The 17,653-nt window shown below is 58.7% G+C and carries 17 protein-coding genes and 1 tRNA gene; 12 read left to right on the forward strand and 6 right to left on the reverse strand.

Annotated features, from left to right (window positions below; translation table 11 throughout):
• Window positions 1–32: 32 nt before the first annotated feature.
• The 3 genes from NA78x_RS03265 to NA78x_RS03275 are packed head-to-tail and all read left to right on the forward strand — an operon-like array spanning window position 33 to window position 2,015.
• Window positions 33–677 carry an alpha/beta fold hydrolase gene (locus NA78x_RS03265; RefSeq protein WP_425616988.1) on the forward strand — a complete coding sequence of 215 codons (645 nt, stop codon included), beginning with the start codon at window positions 33–35 and terminating at the stop codon, window positions 675–677.
• Window positions 678–711: 34 nt separating this feature from the next.
• Complete coding sequence (locus tag NA78x_RS03270) at window positions 712–1,344, forward strand: nucleotidyltransferase family protein (protein WP_425616989.1); 633 nt, start codon at window positions 712–714, stop codon at window positions 1,342–1,344.
• Window positions 1,344–2,015, forward strand: coding sequence for an alpha/beta fold hydrolase (locus tag NA78x_RS03275; RefSeq protein WP_425616990.1), 672 nt, complete (start codon window positions 1,344–1,346; stop codon window positions 2,013–2,015). Before NA78x_RS03270 ends, NA78x_RS03275 begins: the two co-directional genes overlap by 1 nt.
• A 63-nt stretch (window positions 2,016–2,078) precedes the next feature.
• Here NA78x_RS03275 and NA78x_RS03280 read toward each other — a convergent pair whose 3' ends face one another.
• Complete coding sequence (locus tag NA78x_RS03280) at window positions 2,079–3,719, reverse strand: sigma-70 family RNA polymerase sigma factor (protein ID WP_425616991.1); 1,641 nt, start codon at window positions 3,717–3,719, stop codon at window positions 2,079–2,081.
• 467 nt (window positions 3,720–4,186) lie between these two features.
• Between NA78x_RS03280 and NA78x_RS03285 the strand changes: the two genes are divergently transcribed.
• The 7 genes from NA78x_RS03285 to NA78x_RS03315 all read left to right on the forward strand — a co-directional run bounded on the left by NA78x_RS03285 (window position 4,187) and on the right by NA78x_RS03315 (window position 12,161).
• Window positions 4,187–7,030, forward strand: a complete 2,844-nt coding sequence (locus NA78x_RS03285) for a PSD1 and planctomycete cytochrome C domain-containing protein (protein WP_425616992.1) — start codon at window positions 4,187–4,189, stop codon at window positions 7,028–7,030.
• Window positions 7,031–7,068: 38 nt separating this feature from the next.
• A complete protein-coding gene (locus NA78x_RS03290; protein ID WP_425616993.1) occupies window positions 7,069–7,374 on the forward strand; it encodes a DUF433 domain-containing protein in 306 nt (101 codons plus the stop codon).
• Window positions 7,375–7,388: 14 nt separating this feature from the next.
• A complete protein-coding gene (locus NA78x_RS03295; RefSeq protein WP_425616994.1) occupies window positions 7,389–7,721 on the forward strand; it encodes a DUF5615 family PIN-like protein in 333 nt (110 codons plus the stop codon).
• A gap of 13 nt (window positions 7,722–7,734) precedes the next feature.
• Entirely contained in the window at window positions 7,735–9,189 is a 1,455-nt protein-coding gene (locus tag NA78x_RS03300; protein WP_425616995.1) for a DUF1501 domain-containing protein, read from the forward strand.
• Between the two features lie 525 nt (window positions 9,190–9,714).
• Window positions 9,715–10,167, forward strand: a complete 453-nt coding sequence (locus NA78x_RS03305) for a hypothetical protein (protein ID WP_425616996.1) — start codon at window positions 9,715–9,717, stop codon at window positions 10,165–10,167.
• Window positions 10,142–11,131, forward strand: coding sequence for a hypothetical protein (locus NA78x_RS03310; protein ID WP_425616997.1), 990 nt, complete (start codon window positions 10,142–10,144; stop codon window positions 11,129–11,131). Before NA78x_RS03305 ends, NA78x_RS03310 begins: the two co-directional genes overlap by 26 nt.
• Before the next feature lie 133 nt (window positions 11,132–11,264).
• A complete protein-coding gene (locus NA78x_RS03315; RefSeq protein ID WP_425616998.1) occupies window positions 11,265–12,161 on the forward strand; it encodes an endonuclease/exonuclease/phosphatase family protein in 897 nt (298 codons plus the stop codon).
• Here NA78x_RS03315 and NA78x_RS03320 read toward each other — a convergent pair.
• The 5 genes from NA78x_RS03320 to gluQRS form a co-directional block, all read right to left on the reverse strand.
• Window positions 12,107–12,943, reverse strand: coding sequence for a hypothetical protein (locus NA78x_RS03320; protein WP_425616999.1), 837 nt, complete (start codon window positions 12,941–12,943; stop codon window positions 12,107–12,109). The two genes, NA78x_RS03315 and NA78x_RS03320, sit on opposite strands and share 55 nt — an antisense overlap.
• Window positions 12,944–12,963: 20 nt before the next feature.
• Entirely contained in the window at window positions 12,964–13,158 is a 195-nt protein-coding gene (locus NA78x_RS03325; protein ID WP_425617000.1) for a hypothetical protein, read from the reverse strand.
• 52 nt (window positions 13,159–13,210) lie between these two features.
• Window positions 13,211–13,284 (reverse strand) — tRNA-Met (locus NA78x_RS03330).
• A gap of 116 nt (window positions 13,285–13,400) precedes the next feature.
• The gene (locus NA78x_RS03335; protein ID WP_425617001.1) at window positions 13,401–14,612 is read right to left on the reverse strand and encodes a hypothetical protein; all 1,212 of its coding nucleotides are present in this window, start codon (window positions 14,610–14,612) and stop codon (window positions 13,401–13,403) included.
• A 46-nt stretch (window positions 14,613–14,658) separates the two neighbouring features.
• On the reverse strand, window positions 14,659–15,648 hold the full coding sequence (gene gluQRS / locus NA78x_RS03340) for a tRNA glutamyl-Q(34) synthetase GluQRS (protein WP_425617002.1): 990 nt from the start codon (window positions 15,646–15,648) through the stop codon (window positions 14,659–14,661).
• Between the two features lie 111 nt (window positions 15,649–15,759).
• On the opposite strand from gluQRS, the gene NA78x_RS03345 reads away from it, so the two are divergent.
• Window positions 15,760–16,593 (forward strand): hypothetical protein, encoded by an 834-nt coding sequence (locus NA78x_RS03345; protein ID WP_425617003.1) that lies wholly within the window; start codon window positions 15,760–15,762, stop codon window positions 16,591–16,593.
• Window positions 16,594–16,699: 106 nt separating this feature from the next.
• Window positions 16,700–17,620 (forward strand): CPBP family intramembrane glutamic endopeptidase, encoded by a 921-nt coding sequence (locus NA78x_RS03350; RefSeq protein WP_425617004.1) that lies wholly within the window; start codon window positions 16,700–16,702, stop codon window positions 17,618–17,620.
• Window positions 17,621–17,653 lie beyond the last annotated feature (33 nt).

Below are 17,653 nucleotides of genomic sequence, written 5' to 3' on the forward strand. Positions count from 1 at the left end.
CCAACGCACGGCTTCGCGGTTATGCTAACGCCATGACCACGCGCATTCTGCTGCTGACCGGAATGACACCGGACACTCGCATCTTTTCGCGATTGCTCCCACTGTTGCCGAACGCCACGATCGTTCCTTGGATCACGCCGCGGCGAAACGAATCGATCCCAAACTATGCCGAGCGGCTTGCCGACTCTCTGACGATAGCTGGCGAAGTCATTGTATGCGGAGTCTCCTTTGGCGGTATCGTCGCGCGAGAACTGGCCCTGCGACTGAATGCCAAGGCCTGCGTGCTCATCTCATCGGTGCGCGACTCACAGCAGTTACCTCCCTGGTTTCGCGCCTTTCGCGGACTGTCACGATTGCCACTCGAGCCTTTGTTTAGCGCTGTCGGAACCGTGGCGTCGCTTGCACCCGCAACACTACGAACCGCCAGCACGGCCCGCCTCAAGAAGTTTCATGGCCAAGCAGGTTCGTGGCATCGCTGGGCATCATCAGCCGTGCTGCGCTGGCAGCCGTCTCTGAGTATCGACGCCATTCCGCTCACGCAGATCCATGGCGATCAGGACCTCACGTTTCCCATTCGTTACATCCAGCCGGATCGCGTCATCACCGGTGGTGGACACGTGCTGCCACTGACCCATCCGAAAGAGGTTGCGGCAATCATTTCTCAGCTTGCTTCGTGATGCATTTTGCGAATTACTAGGTAAATTGAGCTCTATGACTTCCCCAATCGATTCGTCCGCTTCTCACACCTGGCTTGCCGGCACTGTCGGCATGGGGAAAGAGATTCTCGACCGCATGGAGCGAGCTGTGGTCAAAGTGCGCGAAAGGTTATTGAGGGCAACGTCGGCTTTAAACCAGGCGGGCATTCCCTACGCGGTGGTAGGTGGCAATGCGGTCGCCTCGTGGGTTGCCACCGTCGATGAAGGCGCCGTGCGGAACACACGCGATGTCGACCTGCTGGTGCGGCGAGAAGATTACGCCAAGGTGAGTGCTGCTCTAGACACCGCGGGCTTCGTTCCTACCGAGTCCTTCGGTATTGTGATGTTTCGCGATGGCATTGACGGCAAACCGAGCGAAGCAATTCACCTGCTGTTTGCTGGCGAGCGGACCAAGCCCGACCATTTGCTGCCGGCACCGGAGATTGAGACGTTTGATGATCCGGCGAACTTTCGTGTGATGCAATTGCAGTCGTTGGCGCTGATGAAACTGATGTCGAATCGTGATAAAGATCGCATGCATCTCCGAGATTTGATCGCAGTCGGTCTCATCGATCAAACCTGGCCGCAAAAATTCCCGCCAGAATTGAGCAGCCGACTACAGCATCTGCTCGATACGCCGGACGGTTAATGCCCACTACTATTGAAGCTGTGCCGCTCATTCTCTTCTCCGGCTTGGCAGCTGACGCCTCGGTATTCGCTCCGCAGAAGTTGGCGTTTCCGCAGCTGGTGGTGCCGCGTTGGCTCAAGCCGGAGCGCCGCGAAACGCTGGCTCACTATTGCGAGCGATTTGCTGCTGAGATTTGTCCGCGCACCCGCTGCGTGCTGGGCGGGGCCAGCTTCGGCGGCATCTTTGCCTTGGAGATGGCCCGCTACTTGGACCCGCTCGCCGTAGTGCTCATTGGGAGTTTGCGCGGCCCGAGTGAACTGCCGCGCCGCGTTCGCCTGTGGCGACCATTCCGCTCACTCGTCTCCTTGTGCCCCATCACGCCGTTTCAGTGGTCCGCAGGAACGATGTCCCTGGTCCAGCAGCGGTGGCCGCACTTCGCCGGCGTTGCCCGACAATTCTCGCAAGCCGATGCCGATGTCTTTCGCTGGTCGGTTCAACAACTGCTCGCCTGGCAGAACGCGCCAGTCATTACCTGCCCCGTGTTTCAGATTCACGGCCAGTACGATCGTGTTCTTCCCGCGCGTTACACTCGCGCCGATGTCATCGTTCCCGGTGGGCACGTCATCTCGCTAACGCATCCACAGGAAGTTAACGAGTTTCTCCTGCGAGTTAGCACGCTTCTCCCTCGCTGACGCGTCGGACTCGTAACGAACTAATCCCTGGCCCCTAGTCCCTGGCCCCTAGTCTCTCCCCTCCTACCGCCCTTCGCTGCCAACCGGGCTCAGATCGTCGGCGGGGATCTCAACCCCTTCGACAAAGCTTTGCAGCGTGCGAGCGCGGTAGGGCTGTTGCAACTTGCGGACGGCCTTGGTTTCGATCTGGCGAACGCGTTCGCGAGTGACACAGAAGATCTTGCCCACTTCTTCGAGCGTATAGGCGTAACCGTCGGTCAGGCCGTAACGCAGGCGAAGGATTTCGCGTTCGCGATAGTTCAAGGTCGACATGGCTTCTTCGATGCGGCTCTTCAGGGCAACCTGGTTTGCTTCGAACAACGGATCGTCTTCGCGATGATCGGCCAGGAATTCGCCGAAGTAGCTGTCGTCGTGATCGCCGACCGGTTGATCGAGCGACAAAGGCTGGCGAGCCATCTTGATGATGCAACGAGCCTCTTCGAGCGACAGACCAGCGCGGCGAGCGGTTTCTTCGGCCGTCGGTTCGCGGCCGAGTTCTTGAACGAGTTGGCGAGTGATAACGCGGACTTTGCTCATGGTGTCGATCATGTGGACTGGCACGCGGATGGTGCGGCTTTGATCGGCAATGGCGCGGGTAATGGCTTGGCGAATCCACCACGTGGCATACGTGCTGAACTTGAAACCACGAGCGTATTCGAACTTGTCGACGGCTCGCATCAGGCCCGTGTTTCCTTCTTGAATCAGGTCGAGGAAGCTCAAACCGCGATTGCGATACTTCTTGGCGATCGAAACCACGAGACGCAGGTTGCCGGCCGAGAGAACTCGCTTGGCAGCGTCGTAGCTTTGGTGATAGCGATTGGTCTGTTCGATGCGGCGAGTGAGAGTCGAAGGAGTTTCGAGCGTGATTCGCATCAGGTGAACAAGTTCCTTGCGAAGCTCAAGGTAAGAACGGCCGCAAAAGCTGCCGCTGACGCGAGCATCTTTCACTTGCTGACGCAGAATGACCATGCGATGCTGAATCTCGGCCAGCTTATCGAACAGCGGTTGCAGACGGTTGTTACGCAGGTTCATTTCTTCGATCAGGCGAACCGCCTTGTTGCGACGGCGGGTCAGATTGATCCAAGCCTGGTGGCGAACCTTCTTGGGCTGCTTCTTGCTGATGGCAATGCGATAGTCGGCGTTGTTGGCCTTCAGCAGTTTCTTGAGCGTGGCCAGGTTCGGCCAAATCCGCTTCATGATCCGCTTCTTCTCGGTCGTGTTCGTAACCGAGACTTCGATCGTGCGATCGAGCCGCAGCTGGCCATCGCGAACTTTCTCAAGCAGTTCGACAGCACCTTCCAGGACGTAGTCGGTGGCGAGCATGCAGTGACGGAAGCGACGGCGAGTCCCTTCGATCTTGCGGGCAGCGTCGATTTCTTCGGCCCGGTTGAGGAGTGGAATCTGGCCCATTTGCATCAGGTACATGCGAACTGGGTCATCGGTGGCGTCGACACTTTCGTTGTCGGCTTCGACAAAGGCCACTTCTTCTTCGTCGACAAACACCAGTTCATCCACTTCGTCCAAGATGGCGGCGTCGTCCAGGTCGTCGTGCAGACCGAGGCGATCTTCACCGGCTGGGCGGCCGTTGGCCTTCTTCGCCGGGCCTTTCCGATTGGCTGCCGGACGAGCGGAGACTGGCAGAGACTTGCGGAAGCTTTTGGCCATCGAGAACTGCTCCAGAACCTGAGAAGCGGACAAGAGAAGCCGCGTCATTCATCGCGGGTAGTTCTGGAAAGAGAAAGCAATGGCTATGCCCGCGCTGGTTCGTGGTTCACTCCATTGTTTCGAACTCTTGACACAGCATGACTTTGGATTAAAAGGCTCAGTTCCTTAATTGCCGCCCGGCCAATGTCAAGTGTGGTGCAATCGCCTCATCTCGTTTCCAGCACGTTGCCGCGAGGCAACAAAGAATGCTACGGGGGTGCGCAGGCATAGGTTGGGCCGATCCGGCGGGACATGCGGAACTTTGCGGTTATTCGGCGCGGTTGTAACGGCCAGTCGAATTGCGACAAACCTCGCGAATCTGCGGCGGCTTGCCCCCTAGCGGCGTATAATTTCTATTTGAAGCGTACTCTCCCCCGCAATATTCCCACCCTGCACTTACTCGACTGCTCACGCCCGCTGAGGTTGCGATGGTTCGTCCGTTCCCTTTCATCTCTTCCGCAGCCTGGTTCGCCCTGGCGATGTTGACCGCCGCTGGCTTGCCCGGTCAGGTACGCGCCACCGATGCGCCCCCGGTCTCTCCGGAGCAAGAGAAGTTCTTTGAAGAGAAGGTGCGCCCCGTTCTCGCCACCAAGTGCTGGGAATGTCACGGGACAAAGAAGCAAGAAAGTGGTCTGCGGCTCGATTCGCGCGCGGCGATCCTCGCGGGCGGCGATAGTGGCAAAAAGGGAGCCGTCGCGGGCGAACCTGATAACAGCCTGGTGATTCAGGCCGTTCATCATCGCGGCGACTTTCAGATGCCCCCCGATACCAAGCTGCCCGAGGCGCAGATTGCCGACCTCTCGGAATGGGTGAAGCAAGGGCTACCCTGGCCAGCCAGTTCTCCTTCGGCCGCAGTCGCGCTCACCGCCATCGAGCGCGCCAAGCAAGACCGACAGTCCCATTGGGCCTATCAGCCAGTGGGGCGTCCGACCGTGCCAAATGTAACGGCTCCTGGTTTTGCCACGTCGCCCCTCGATGCGTTCATTGCCGATAAGCTGGCCGCCGCGGGCATCGCTCCCTCGCCGGAGGCCGATCGCCGTACCTTGCTCCGCCGACTGAACTTTGACCTGCTCGGCCTGCCGCCTGAGTTGGCCGAGGCGCAAGCGTTCGAGCAAGACCAATCTCCAGATGCCTACGAGCAGCAAGTCGATCGTTTGCTGGCATCGCCGCAGTTCGGTGCCCGTTGGGGTCGCCATTGGCTCGATGTGGCCCGCTATGCCGATACGCGCGGCTATGCCTTCGCCAAGGATCGGCGCTATCCGTATGCCTACACGTACCGCGATTACGTCATTGATGCCTTCAATCAGGACTTGCCCTACGACCGCTTCATTCGCGAACAACTGGCCGCGGACAAGCTCGAACTGGGGGACGACAAGCGTCCGCTCGCGGCTCTAGGCTTTTTGACCACGGGTCGTCGCTTCAACAATCGCAACGACGATATCGATGACCAGATCGATGCCGTCACGCGCGGCATCCTCGGCCTGACGGTCGCTTGCGCCCGCTGTCACGATCACAAGTTCGATGCCATCCCGGCGGAAGACTATTACTCCCTATACGGAGTCTTTGCGAGCATTGAAGAACCGGGCGAACTGCCGCTGATCGCTCAGCCTCAAGAGAGCGAAGCGTTTCGCGTTTTCGAAGCCGAACTGAGCAAGCGCCGCGGCGCGATGAACGATTTCATCAGCGCCAAGCAGCGCGAGGTGATCGATCAGGCTCGTGCGCAAGCGACCGATTACCTGGCAAAGATCGCCGCTGGGGACCGGCCACAACTGCTGGAGAAGCTTCCCTACCTGACAATCGATCCCAAGGATCTACGTCCGGCGCTTGTCGATCGCTGGAAGCGATTTCTCAGCGAACGGACCAAGAACAACGAACATGCCCTGTGGGGGCTTTGGAAAGATCTGCTCGCTCTGAAAGACGAAGGCTTTGCCGAAGAAGCGGCCAAGGTCATCGAAAGCTTTAAGATGCGGGCCGAAGGAGATGCCACGGGGCAGATCAACCCGCTGCTCAAAGCGGCCTTCGCAGCCGAGACACCGCAGTCGCGCATGGACGTACCGCGCATCTACGGCAAGTTGCTCGCCGGGATTATGCCCGCCTGGACGCAAGCTGGTGCCGATACCGCTGCCCTCGAGAAACTGAACGCTGCCGAAAAGCAACTCGCCCGCGTGCTGGTCGGCAAAGACGGCCCCGCCGATATCTCGGCCGACGAAATCGGCAAACTGGTGAATCGTGCCGATCGGAACAAGCAGAATGAACTGCTGAAGAAGGTGCAGGAGTTTGAAGCCTCGTCGCCGGTCGCACCACCGCGAGCGATGGTCGTGTACGACAAGGCCAATCCGCACGATCCACGCGTGTTCATTCGCGGCAATCAGGCGCGCCCTGGCAAGCAGGTACCACGTCAGTTTTTGCTCGTCATGGCCTCAAGCGAACGCCAGCCTTTTAAGAACGGCAGCGGACGTTTGGAACTGGCTGATTCGCTGGTCTCGGCCCAAAATCCGCTCACTAGTCGCGTGCTGGTGAACCGGATGTGGATGCACCACTTTGGCGAGCCGATTGTCGATACCCCCAGCGACTTCGGCATTCGGACGGAAGCGCCTCCGCTGCAAAGTGCGCTCGATTGGCTCGCGGCCGATTTGCTCGACAGCGCCTGGTCGTTGAAAAAACTACATCGGCAATTGGTCTCTTCCGCCACCTATCGCCAGCAAAGCAACGATCACGAAGCGGCCCGTCAGATTGATCCCGAGAATCGCCTGTTGTGGCGAATGAATCGGCGACGGCTGGAATGGGAACCCTTGCGAGATAGCCTGCTTGCCGTCTCGGGTCAGCTCGACCCAAGTTTAGGCGGCAAGTCGGTGGAACTCACCACGGCACCCTATACTCGCCGCCGCAGCGTGTTTGGCAGCATCGATCGCCAGGACCTGCCGAACATCTTTCGGGTGTTCGATATCGCCAGCCCCGACTCCAGCACGCCTCGTCGCCCGCGCACTACCGTCCCGCAGCAAGCCCTGTTTTTGATGAACAGTCCATTCGTGGTCGAACAGGCTCAGGCACTCGCCAATCGCCCCGAAGTGGCCGCCGCCACGACTCCCAGCGAACAAGCGCGATGCTTGTACCGCGTCGTGCTCGCCCGCGAACCCGATGCCGCAGACCTGAAAATTGCCGAACAGTTTCTCGCTGGCGCACCCGCCGTCAGCGATGGCATCAAGCTGACCCCCGTCGCACAGTTGGCCCAGTTGCTACTGCTGACGAATGAATTCATGTATGTGGATTAACTCGCCGGTGCGTAGAATTGGATTGGAGGTACAAAACGATGCAAGTTTCAACGGAACATTTGGCGTTAGACGATAAAGGGATCGCGGGAATCAGCGGCAGCCGAATCAAGGTCATGCATGTGGCTATGCGGGCCCAATCCGGAATGACTGCCGAACAGATCCACCAAAGTTATCCCCACTTATCGCTGGGGCAGATTCATGCCGCACTGGCATACTACTACGACCATCGCTCAGTCATCGATGAACAGATCCGGGAGTCTGAGGAGATTGCCGACGCCCACTTTACGGCCCACGATCAATCGGAATTTGCGGCTCGAATTCGTGAGCGGGCCAAGAAATTATGACGTTGGCGCTCTACATGGATGAGCACATTGACAGCCTCATCACGGAGCAATTGGCGCTCCGCGGAATCGATGTACTGACGGTGCAACAAGACGAACGAGACAGCCTTCCTGACAATCAAATACTGCAACGGGCGTATGAATTGCGGCGCTCATTGGTGACGCAAGATAGCGACTTTTTCGCGGTTGCCACGAAACTCAATGAGGATGGCGGCGATCATTTTGGCATTGCCTACCTTCGCGATATCAATGTCCCGTTGATGCAGATCGTCGCGGACTTGGAAATGTACGCAGTATGCTGCGAACCCGACGAAGTCATGAACGCCATCATGCGAATACCGCTTCCCTAGGATCGAGTAACAGATGACGATTTCAGAAAACACCAACTGCTCCCTCACCCGTCGCGAACTGCTGCACCGCAGCGGCATGGGCTTCGCCATGCTCGGTTTGGCTGGTGTCATGCAAGATGCCGGTAGGCTGGTCGCCGCGCCGACGGAGGCCACCGGCGGCTATCAGAATCCACTGGCCGCCAAGCTGCCTCACTTTGCCGCGAAGGCCAAGCGAGTGATTCATATCTTCTGCAATGGTGGACCTTCGCACGTCGATACGTTCGACCCCAAGCCGCTGCTGCAAAAGTACGCCGGGCAAAGCCTGCCGACGGCGAATCTGGCCACCGAGCGCAAAACCGGCGCTGCCTTTCCCTCGCCGTATAAGTTTCAAAAGTACGGGCAAAGCGGCATCGAAGTCAGCGAGATTTTTCATCACACGGCCCAGCACATCGACGACATAGCCGTCATCCGTTCGATGCATGCCGACGTGCCCAATCACGAACCTTCGCTGCTGCTGATGAACTGCGGCGAGTCGCGTCTCGTCCGTCCCAGCATGGGTTCGTGGCTGACGTATGGCCTGGGTACGGACAACCTCAACTTGCCCGGCTTCATCGCGATGGTCCCCGGCGGCTATCCCATCCAAGAGACCCAGAACTGGCAATCGGCCTTTTTGCCCGGCGTCTATCAAGGGACCTACGTCAACACACAGCACGCCGAGATCGACAAACTGATCGAGAACGTGCGCAACAAGTGGTTGAACGATGGCGCCCAACGCGGACAACTCGACGCGCTCGCGGCCCTCAACCAACATCACCGTGAGCAGCGCGGTCACGATCCGGCCCTCGATAGCCGCATTCATTCCTTCGAACTGGCCTACCGCATGCAGCGAGAAGCGGCCGAAGCCTTCGATGTGAATCGCGAGACGAAAGAAGTGCTCGAGTCCTACGGTCCCGGTACGCAAGCGAGACAGATTCTGATCGCGCGGCGGTTGATCGAGCGTGGCGTTCGCTTTGTGCAGGTCTGGCACGGGCAAGGTCAGCCTTGGGATAACCACGACGATATCGCCGAGAATCACAAGAGGCTCGCAGGGCAGACCGACAAGGCCATCGGTGCCCTCATCACCGATTTGAAGCGACTCGGTCTGTTTGAAGAAACACTGATCCTATGGGGCGGCGAATTCGGTCGTACGCCCACAGTAGAACTGCCTCAAGCCGGTGCCAACGCTGGCAAGATCAACGGCCGCGACCACAACCATTGGGGCTTCACCTGCTGGCTGGCTGGCGGCGGCGTGAAGGGTGGTCAGACCTACGGTGCCACCGACGAGTTCGGCTTCAAGGCCGTCGATAAGCCCGTGCACGTTCACGATCTGCACGCCACCATGCTCAAGCTGATGGGTTTCGATCACGAGAAGCTCACCTATCGCTACGCCGGCCGCGACTTCCGCCTAACCGACGTCCACGGCAAGGTCATCAACGACCTAATCGCCTAGTTGGCCGACTGCGAATAGAAAACCCAAGCTGCTCTTACCGCCAGCTTCTGACTCTTGCCTTTCCCTGCGTGCCTCTTTGCCGCAGGTGCTCCGCTGGCCGTGATAACGCTTGATAGTGCCTATAGGACGTTCCGAACGGGAGCTGGGAACTGGTAGCTGGGGTAAATTCTTTTGAAAAAGTACTTGCCAAAGAATCACGACGGCTAGATAGTGGCGATGATGTGCGAACGATGTCGTGCGCAGTTGGTTAGTACTTGAGTGGTAGTGAGATGGTGAGAAGGTAGGTGTTCTTGGTTAACCGAGCCGCTGGCGGCTGTTGGGTGACTAGTTGCGGGTGGAGTTGTTTCAAAGCTCAGCCCCTCACCCCGACCCTCTCCCCGGAGTACCGAGGAGAGGGAGTGGGGACGGGGGGAGCGGCCGCAAGCGGCTCGGTTAACCAGGGAAATAGATATGCGCTTTCAGGCATTTGTCTCCCGCTCTCCCTCACTCCCACTCTCCCCCTCTTTCTTCGCCGGAGTTCGAAACATGAGCAAGAAAAAGAAGACACAGAGCATTTTCCGCGCGCCGAAGCCGAGGGATCTGGAGATCTACGAGCGATGCTCGACGCATGGAGTCTCGCAGCGGATGGTGGCGGCGGAGTTTGGCATCTCGCAGCCTGCGGTGAGCAAGATTTGTCACAAGCTGCAGCGCTGGGAAGGCGAGCCCGAACTGACGACCAATCGCGAGACGGAGCACAAGAGCGAGCAGGGGCGGATCCAGCGCTTGCACATGCTGACGCGGCAGCACAAGCGTCGGCTCGATATGGGTTACTCGCAAATGTGCGAGAAGTGGCGGGCGTCGCAAGAGCCGCAATTCAATGCGAAAAAACGCAAGTTCAAGGGCGAATTGATGGTAGAAACGTCGTCGAAGACTCGCGACGGCAATCCGCGATTTCTCAAACGATGCGATTCGCATGAGCGAAAAGATGCTGAAGTTTGAAGGGATCAAACTCGATGGCACGGTCGACTTCGAGACGAAGAATCGGCTTCCGGAAGAGCCCGAGATGACGTACGACGAGCGGATGGCTGAGCAGCGGCGGTGGATCGACGCGGCGCTGCCGGAAGTGGAGAAATGGGAGGCGAAGGAAAGGGAGAAGGAAGAACGCAGAATGCAGAACGAGGGAGGAATGCGCGTCGACGCCGTTGCTGCTGCATTGGCTCCCTCACCTTGGTACTCAGGGGAGAGAGTCGAAGTGAGGGGCGACCGCTGGGAAAGTGCTCTGGCTTCACAGGAGAGCTTGCGAGCGGGCAGCGCGATGTTGACGGGCGGTAGTGCAAAAGCCGTTGAACCCCCGGGGCAGGCCCGGGGGCGGAAGGAAGAAGGCAGTGGGCAGGAAGCGGTGTTGAGCACGTGCGAAAGTGGTTATCAAACGGTTATCACCGACGGCGGAAAAATACCGCAAATAACGGTGGTGGAATCGTGCGAAGTCGTTGAGGGAGTAGAAGATATCGACGACGTTGTTATCGCTGAAATTATCGACGAAAAAGTTATCAAAACGGAGGCAAAGATCGAGCGAGTTGGCAACGCGATGTTGCCGGTCGGTAGTGCAAAAGCCAATGAACCCCGGGGGCGGAAGGAAGAAACGCGGGGGCGGAAGGGAGAAGGTCGAGAGCAGCCTCAACTGGACTCCAAAATCTCCCCCTCTCCCGCTCTTCCACACTCCCCCTCTCCCTCTTCCTGTCCTACGATCGAGTTCCTGCGGTCGACGGCGCCAGCGTTTACGACGGAGCGGCATCCATCGGCGCCGGAGAACTACACGCCGAAGCCGGGCTCGGCGTTCAGCGTTGATGCGCGAGGCAGGTTAGTGCAAGAGGCCGAAGGCTTTCGCCGGCTGGTGCCAACGAACTGGATCGAGCCTCCGCCGAGTAAGTTTCCCGTGCAGACCGTGGAGGAGTGCTTTTGAGTGGGCGAGTGCCATTTCAACCGAGGAATGGCCGCGATCATCGGCTATGTTAGAGCGTCGAAGTCAACCAGCATGCTGCTCTGTAGTACCGGTGCTGCAGTCCTTTCCACTCACCATTCGAGAAGTCTCCTTTATGTTCACCATACGCCTGCCTCTTGCTGTCAGCTTTTGTCTCTTGTTTCTTCCTGCGTGGCTCGTTGCGGCCGATGCTCCGCTGCGTGTGATGAGTTTCAACATTCGCTATGGCACGGCGAAGGATGGCGAGAATCATTGGGACAAGCGGAAGGCATGGGTCGCCGAGACCATTCACGCTTACAAGCCGGACTTGCTCGGCACGCAAGAGACGCTGCTGTTTCAGCGTGACTATCTGGCTGAGAAGATGCCCGAGTACGATTCGCTGGCCGTGGGTCGCAACGATGGCAAGCTGGACGGCGAATCGGTGGCGCTGTTTTATCGCCGTGATCGTTTTGAGAAGCTCGATGGCGGGCATTTCTGGCTGAGCGAAACGCCCGACAAGCCCGGCAGCAAAGGCTGGGATACTTCTCTGCCCCGCATGGTCACCTGGGTCAAGTTGAAGGATCTCCAGCAGCCTCAATCGCAGCCCATCACTTTTTTCAATACCCATTTCGATCACATGGGCAAACAAGCTCGGCTGGAATCGGCCAAGCTGCTGCGGAAGAAAATCGAAGCTGTCGCGGGCGACACGGCTGTCGTTGTGACCGGCGATTTCAACTCTGCCGAAGCGAGCGCGCCTTATCAAGCGTTCTTTGGCGAAGCTGCCGGTAAGGCGAGCCCCGTCGTCGATACGTTTCGCAAGTTGCACCCAGAGCGGGGCAACGAAGAAGGGACAACGACACCGTTCAAGGCTTCGCAAGTGAGTGGCGGGCGCATCGATTGGATCGCCGTGAACCCGGCGTGGAAGATCACCGCCGCAGCGATCGACCGCACATCCAAAGACGGCCGCACGCCATCCGATCACTGGCCGGTGACCGCAGTGCTCGAGCGTGGCTCGGCCACACCGCAGCCGTAGCCACTACCGCGCACGATGGCTGCGAAGATGAGCACCCAAACGGCGCTGAAGAAGTTGATCCAGGCGAGAAAGCCTCTTTCCATCACCGGCCCGATGCTAAGGAGTTTCCAAGATAATTGCCATTCCACTACGGTCACCAGGGCGATAAACAGCAGGCTGATTAAGATTCCGGGCAGCCAGTGTTTGTGGAGCAACGAGGCGAAGATTAGAGGCACACTGACAATCATCTGCGCGATCAAGAGAAACAAAAAGAACCCCAGTTGGTCGTCAACTCTTAGGTCGAACCAAGCGAGCGATAGCAGCATTCGGCCCAACCCCAGCAGCACACCTATCAAAGCGGTAAAGATCATGAGTTGCCGAATGCCAAATTGACGTTCGCGAACATCGTCAACCGGCAGGCTGCAGTGACGCAGTCGAACGCTGAAGATTAACGAGCCACACCATAGGGGAAACTGAGCAACCAACCACAGGCTGCCCATTGTCAGCACCCACATCATCGCCCAAGGCTCGCGGTGCTCCATCCAAATGGGCACGGCGATCGAGAGCCCCATCACATTCGCCCAAGCCAATGACAGCGGTAGTCTCCACAACAGCGGTCCGGGACCGAGTGCCGCCCAGGCTGCTGCCAGTACGCAGTGCTGAAAGATGGTGCCGAAGATCAATCCCAGGACCCACTGGGACGGCTCTGACTCCACCAGTGTCACTGTGAAAAAGTTCGCGACTGCGACCAGCAAAATCAGCGGAGCGATTCGCCAGTAAATCGCCTGGGGAGAAGCAGCCACGGCCGGCTCCAGCGGTGAGACTACCGGCCTGCTTCGCGGGCCTCGCGTTTGGCTTCGCTTGCTTCCTGGCGGGCGAACTTGACGTCGTTTTCCAGACCTTCCACGACGGTGATCAGATCTTCAACCGTTTTTGCGAGCTTGCGGAGATGAGCGTCTTGAATCGACAATTCGGTGACACTTTGTGCATCACTCTTCAAAGCACTGAGACTCAGCATGGGATTCCCCCTCTGCTTCAGCCAATTTGCGCGCACCGTCGGAGACGGTGAGTAGCGGGGAGCGGACTTGAACCGCCGACACACGGCTTATGAAGCCGTTGCTCTAACCAACTGAGCTACCCCGCCAAAGGTTTCTTGCCCAGGATTACTCCCAGGAAGACAGTCCAGAATATCAAGAAAGTGCCGCGTCACAAGCCCCGATTATGCTGCCGGAAAGGGTCGGTTGGGCAACCAACAGCGAGTTAGCCCAGTTTCGGCTGCCCGGCGGCGTACAGATCGAGCGTCGGGCGGTCGCCGAGGATGGCAAACAGCTGTCGAATTTGGTCCAAACCGTCGGTGAACAGAAAGCCCGACTTGCGCCCGAATGACTTCTCTCCCAGGATGTAAAAATTGTCCTCTAACTGCACGAGATCGCCGAGCGGGTTACGCAAGCCGCTGGTGACCGGGTCGAGATCGACCTGCAACTCGGCCAGCAGCGAGGTATCGGGCCGATAACCAACGAGTGCCAGCACATGGTCAAACGAATGCTCGCCCGTCAGTTGTCCGAAGAACGACACCACCAGCGGCCCGGCAGGTTCGCGCACGATTTTTTCGACATGCGTCCCCCAATGCCACTGGCTATCTCGCGCGGCGATGGCATTGGCCCGCTCACCCAAAGTGCGACGCTGGGGCAAGCGATCGTGCGCGTACGTGGCCACCGGTCCGCCCGCGGGCTGATGTTCGTGACGCGTGACCCAAGTGAACCTGGTCTCCGGATCGATGTCGGCCAACTCTGCCAGGTCGACCGCGGCCTGCGCGGCAGAGTCGCCATGACCGATCAGCAATGTGTGCTTACCGGCATACTTCGCCCGATCTACGCCCAACAGATCTGGCAAGTGATAAACGATCTCACCCTGCAACTGCCGCTCGCCGATCGCGGGCAAGCCGCCGTGCCCGCACCACTGAATGTGCGAACGCACGCCCGAGCAATCGAGCACCGCATCGGCCTCTTCGATCTTCTCATTCCCATCGGCATCTTGCACCAGCAGGCGAAACGACCAATCTCCCCGCTCGTCACCTGCCGGCAGATCAGCCGCGCGATCGGTTCGCCGCACCTGCTCTTTGCCGATTGACACCACCCGCGTACGCACTCGCAAGTGATCGCTCAGCAGGTCGGTCTCGGCGAGAGGCAGCAAGTAGCGATCGAGCCATTCCTGGCCGGTGAGAAACGCACCCACCGCCGGAGCCTTGTAGCTTTCGTCTTGCGCCAAGATCGCAGCCAGCCCGAGGGGCGAACTGCATTGCGCGAAGGGAGCAAACGACTTGACGTGCTGAGACCAATGAACATGTTCGCCCACTCGGCCGCGTTCGAAGATCACCACGTCGTAGCCCAGAAACCGAGCATACAAGGCTGCTTCGAGTCCGATGGGCCCGGCTCCGATGATGGCGAGTTTGGCAGGAGTGTCGATGGCCATTTTGGGAAAGGGATGAAGGGTGAATGAGATGAAGAGAGGAAGATGATCAAGTCGATTTGAGCAGGCCGTCGTTCATTGGAGTAGTGAAGACGAACGGCTCGCGCGGGATTGGTAACCAAGAGAAGGAGAGGAGTAGATCTTGCGTGGAGACTGGTCGCGTGTCCAGTTGCAATCCACACGACCAGGCAAGTAAGCCGATGATCTGCTCGGGCGAAACTCCTGCGGCGCGAAACCAGGCCAGACGAGTATCGCCGTGTCGTTTCGCCAGCCTGCGACCATCCTCGCCGATGACTAGCGGCACGTGAACGAATCGCGGGGCTTGCCAGCCAAAGAATTCATAGATTTGTAGTTGGCGAAACGCGCTCGGCAGCAGATCGTCGCCGCGCACCACTTCGTTGATTCCCATCGCGTGATCGTCGATGACCACGGCTAATTGATACGCCGGTGTGCCATCCGCTTTGGCAATTACAAAGTCGCCCAGTTCTCGCTGCACGTGGCAGGTTACTTCGCCGACGAAGCCATCGCGAAACGTCACCGGCTCATCGCTGGTGCGAAAACGCCAGGCAAACGAACCGGGGTCCAGTTGCTCCGCCGTCGTCGCTTGGTTCCCCGCACACGTGCCCGGATAACGCGGACCTTCCTGCCCAGCATGCGGCGCACTCGCCGCCGCAGCCACTTCGCTGCGGGAACAAGTACAGGGATAGATTTGCTCTTGTCGTTTGAGTTCTTGCAGAGCCGCCTCGTAGAGCGCTCGCCGCTCGGTTTGCACGTACGAGAACTGCGGCCCGCCACAATCGGGCCCTTCGTCCCAGTTCAGCCCCAGCCAACGCAAATCGTCGATCGCCTGCTGGGCCGCCCCCGCCTTGATTCGCGGCGAATCGATGTCTTCCATCCGCAAAATCAGCGTGCCACCCTGCGACCGGGCCGAGAGCCAGGCGAGCAGAAACGTCCGCGCATTCCCTACATGCTGCGCACCCGTTGGAGACGGCGCGAGCCGGCCAACGATCGGCGGTGAAGTAGAGGTGGAGAGTGACATGCCGGGGAACTCGGTCAATTAAGATAATAGGGAAACAACCATAGCAAAAAACGGGCTGGTCGAAACCGGCCGCTGCATCTCCGTTTTGTTTGTCTCGGGCCAGACCCATCCGTGAACTCATCCGCTGACATCTCGCCTGCTTCACCCACGGCGACCTCGACGGCCGCAACCCAGGTTCCGCGCGTGCGCAACGCCGCCATCATTGCCTGGACACTCGCGCTGTTGTTCATCGTGGCTGCCGCCGAGTTAAACCTCCTCACGCTCACCTGGGCTCGCGTCAGCCGCGCACCGCGTCTCCAGCCTGCTGCGGTGTTGGCCATTGCGTTAGCTTTTGCCGAGGCGGGCTTGATTGCCCTCGTCTGCGGACTCGGTCGGCAACACTTTGCCTTGCGAATCTGGATGTTTGTTTGTTCTTCCATTGCAGCGGCATTCTTCGTCGATCGCGTGCTTGGTGCAGCCAATCTGGGTAATGTCATTGCCCTGTTCTTTGTCTATTCCACCCTGGTATTACTCGTCACTTGGCTCTGGCAAATTCGTGGCTGGCGTCTCATTCTCGCCGACGAACATCAACCGCTGCTCCCCTCGCCGTGGCAATTCAGCGTGAGTAATTTGTTTGCCGTGACCACTTGCGTAGCCTTCGTGTTCGCTGTCTTTCGTTACTTCAACATCGAGACAATCCGCTTCTCCAACGACTTGATGCTCGTTTCGTTCGTGGTCATCGTGCCCTGCATGGCTGCCTACTTGATTCTCACTCGCCAGCGCCTCGTACTCGTTGCCTTAGGCCTGTTCGCGACCATCCTGGTAACTGCCTGCTTCTGGAACGCCTTCAATGGCATCAACAACTTTGCCACGAGTTTCTTCTTGATGCTGCTCACCAGTCTGTTCGTGCTCACGGGACTCGTCTTGGCCCGCCTGGCCGGTTATCAACTCGCCAGAGATTCGTAACTGACGGCAGAATTGCATTTCACCCCTGCCCAGTTGAAACTGATCCTTCCCCTCCCAGCACCGTCTCAACCATTCTGTTTCTTACGACCACCGAAGCTCAGCGACCATGCGTGAAAAATGGCACTCGTGGTTCGACTATCGCTGGGGACTGTGGGCCGCCGTGACGTGGGCCGCCTGCGGCTATTTTCGCCAGCGGCAGGGGGAACTCGAGGCTGACTCAATCCTGATCGACCGTTGGCTGCTACTCGTCTTCTTGTTACTGCGCGAGCTTCCCACCTGGTGGTACTCGGTGCAGATGTTGTTACGCCGTCCGGACGACAAGTCACCCGAGTTCCAAGTCACTCGCGCGACCTGGGTCGCGCCGGTGAACCACATGCTAGGGCACATCTTTGTCCTCTGCGTTCTTGTCGCGTCGTTTGGTCGGGTCTGGACCTTCGCCGACGTCGGCTTTCGCACCGCCTCGCCTTGGAGTTGGACGATTCTCGTCGGTCTGTTGTGCTGCCACTTCATGATTAAGGCTCAAAATGTCTTGGCCGGGTTTCTCTACCGTCAAAATGCGGAACTCGAAGAGCAACAGCGGCGTATGTTTGTCACGATGCAGCTGGCGCGGGGACGAGTCGCTCAGGTCCTCGATGTGATCAATTCCGGAATCGTCTGCCCCATTCACGAGGAACTCGTCTATCGCGGCTTCCTGGTCTACATGCTGGCGAACCTCACTCAGCTTCCTTGGCTGGCAATACTCTTCGGACTCGTCATCTGCCTGATCGTGCATCTCTATCAAGGCTGGTGGGCCATTCCCACGCACATCCTGTTTTATGTCGGCTTCGTCGCGTTGCTGTTTTCTCCCGCGGGACTGCTCGCTGGCATTTCGATGCACGTTGCCAACAACACCCAGTCGTGGCTTCGCTGGGTGTTCTTCGCCAGGGAGTACGTTGCCCACCTACGTGGCTGGCGGTTGCAAAGGCAAGAGCAGCGATCCCTGGCAACCGCAGAAGTCTCGCCCTTAGAGCCGCCCCCTTGTCCTTAGTCGAACTGGCACCCAGCCTTCCAAACGTCCAAA

Origin of the sequence: Anatilimnocola aquadivae (assembly GCF_049819085.1) — a bacterium.
GTDB lineage: Bacteria > Planctomycetota > Planctomycetia > Pirellulales > Pirellulaceae > Anatilimnocola.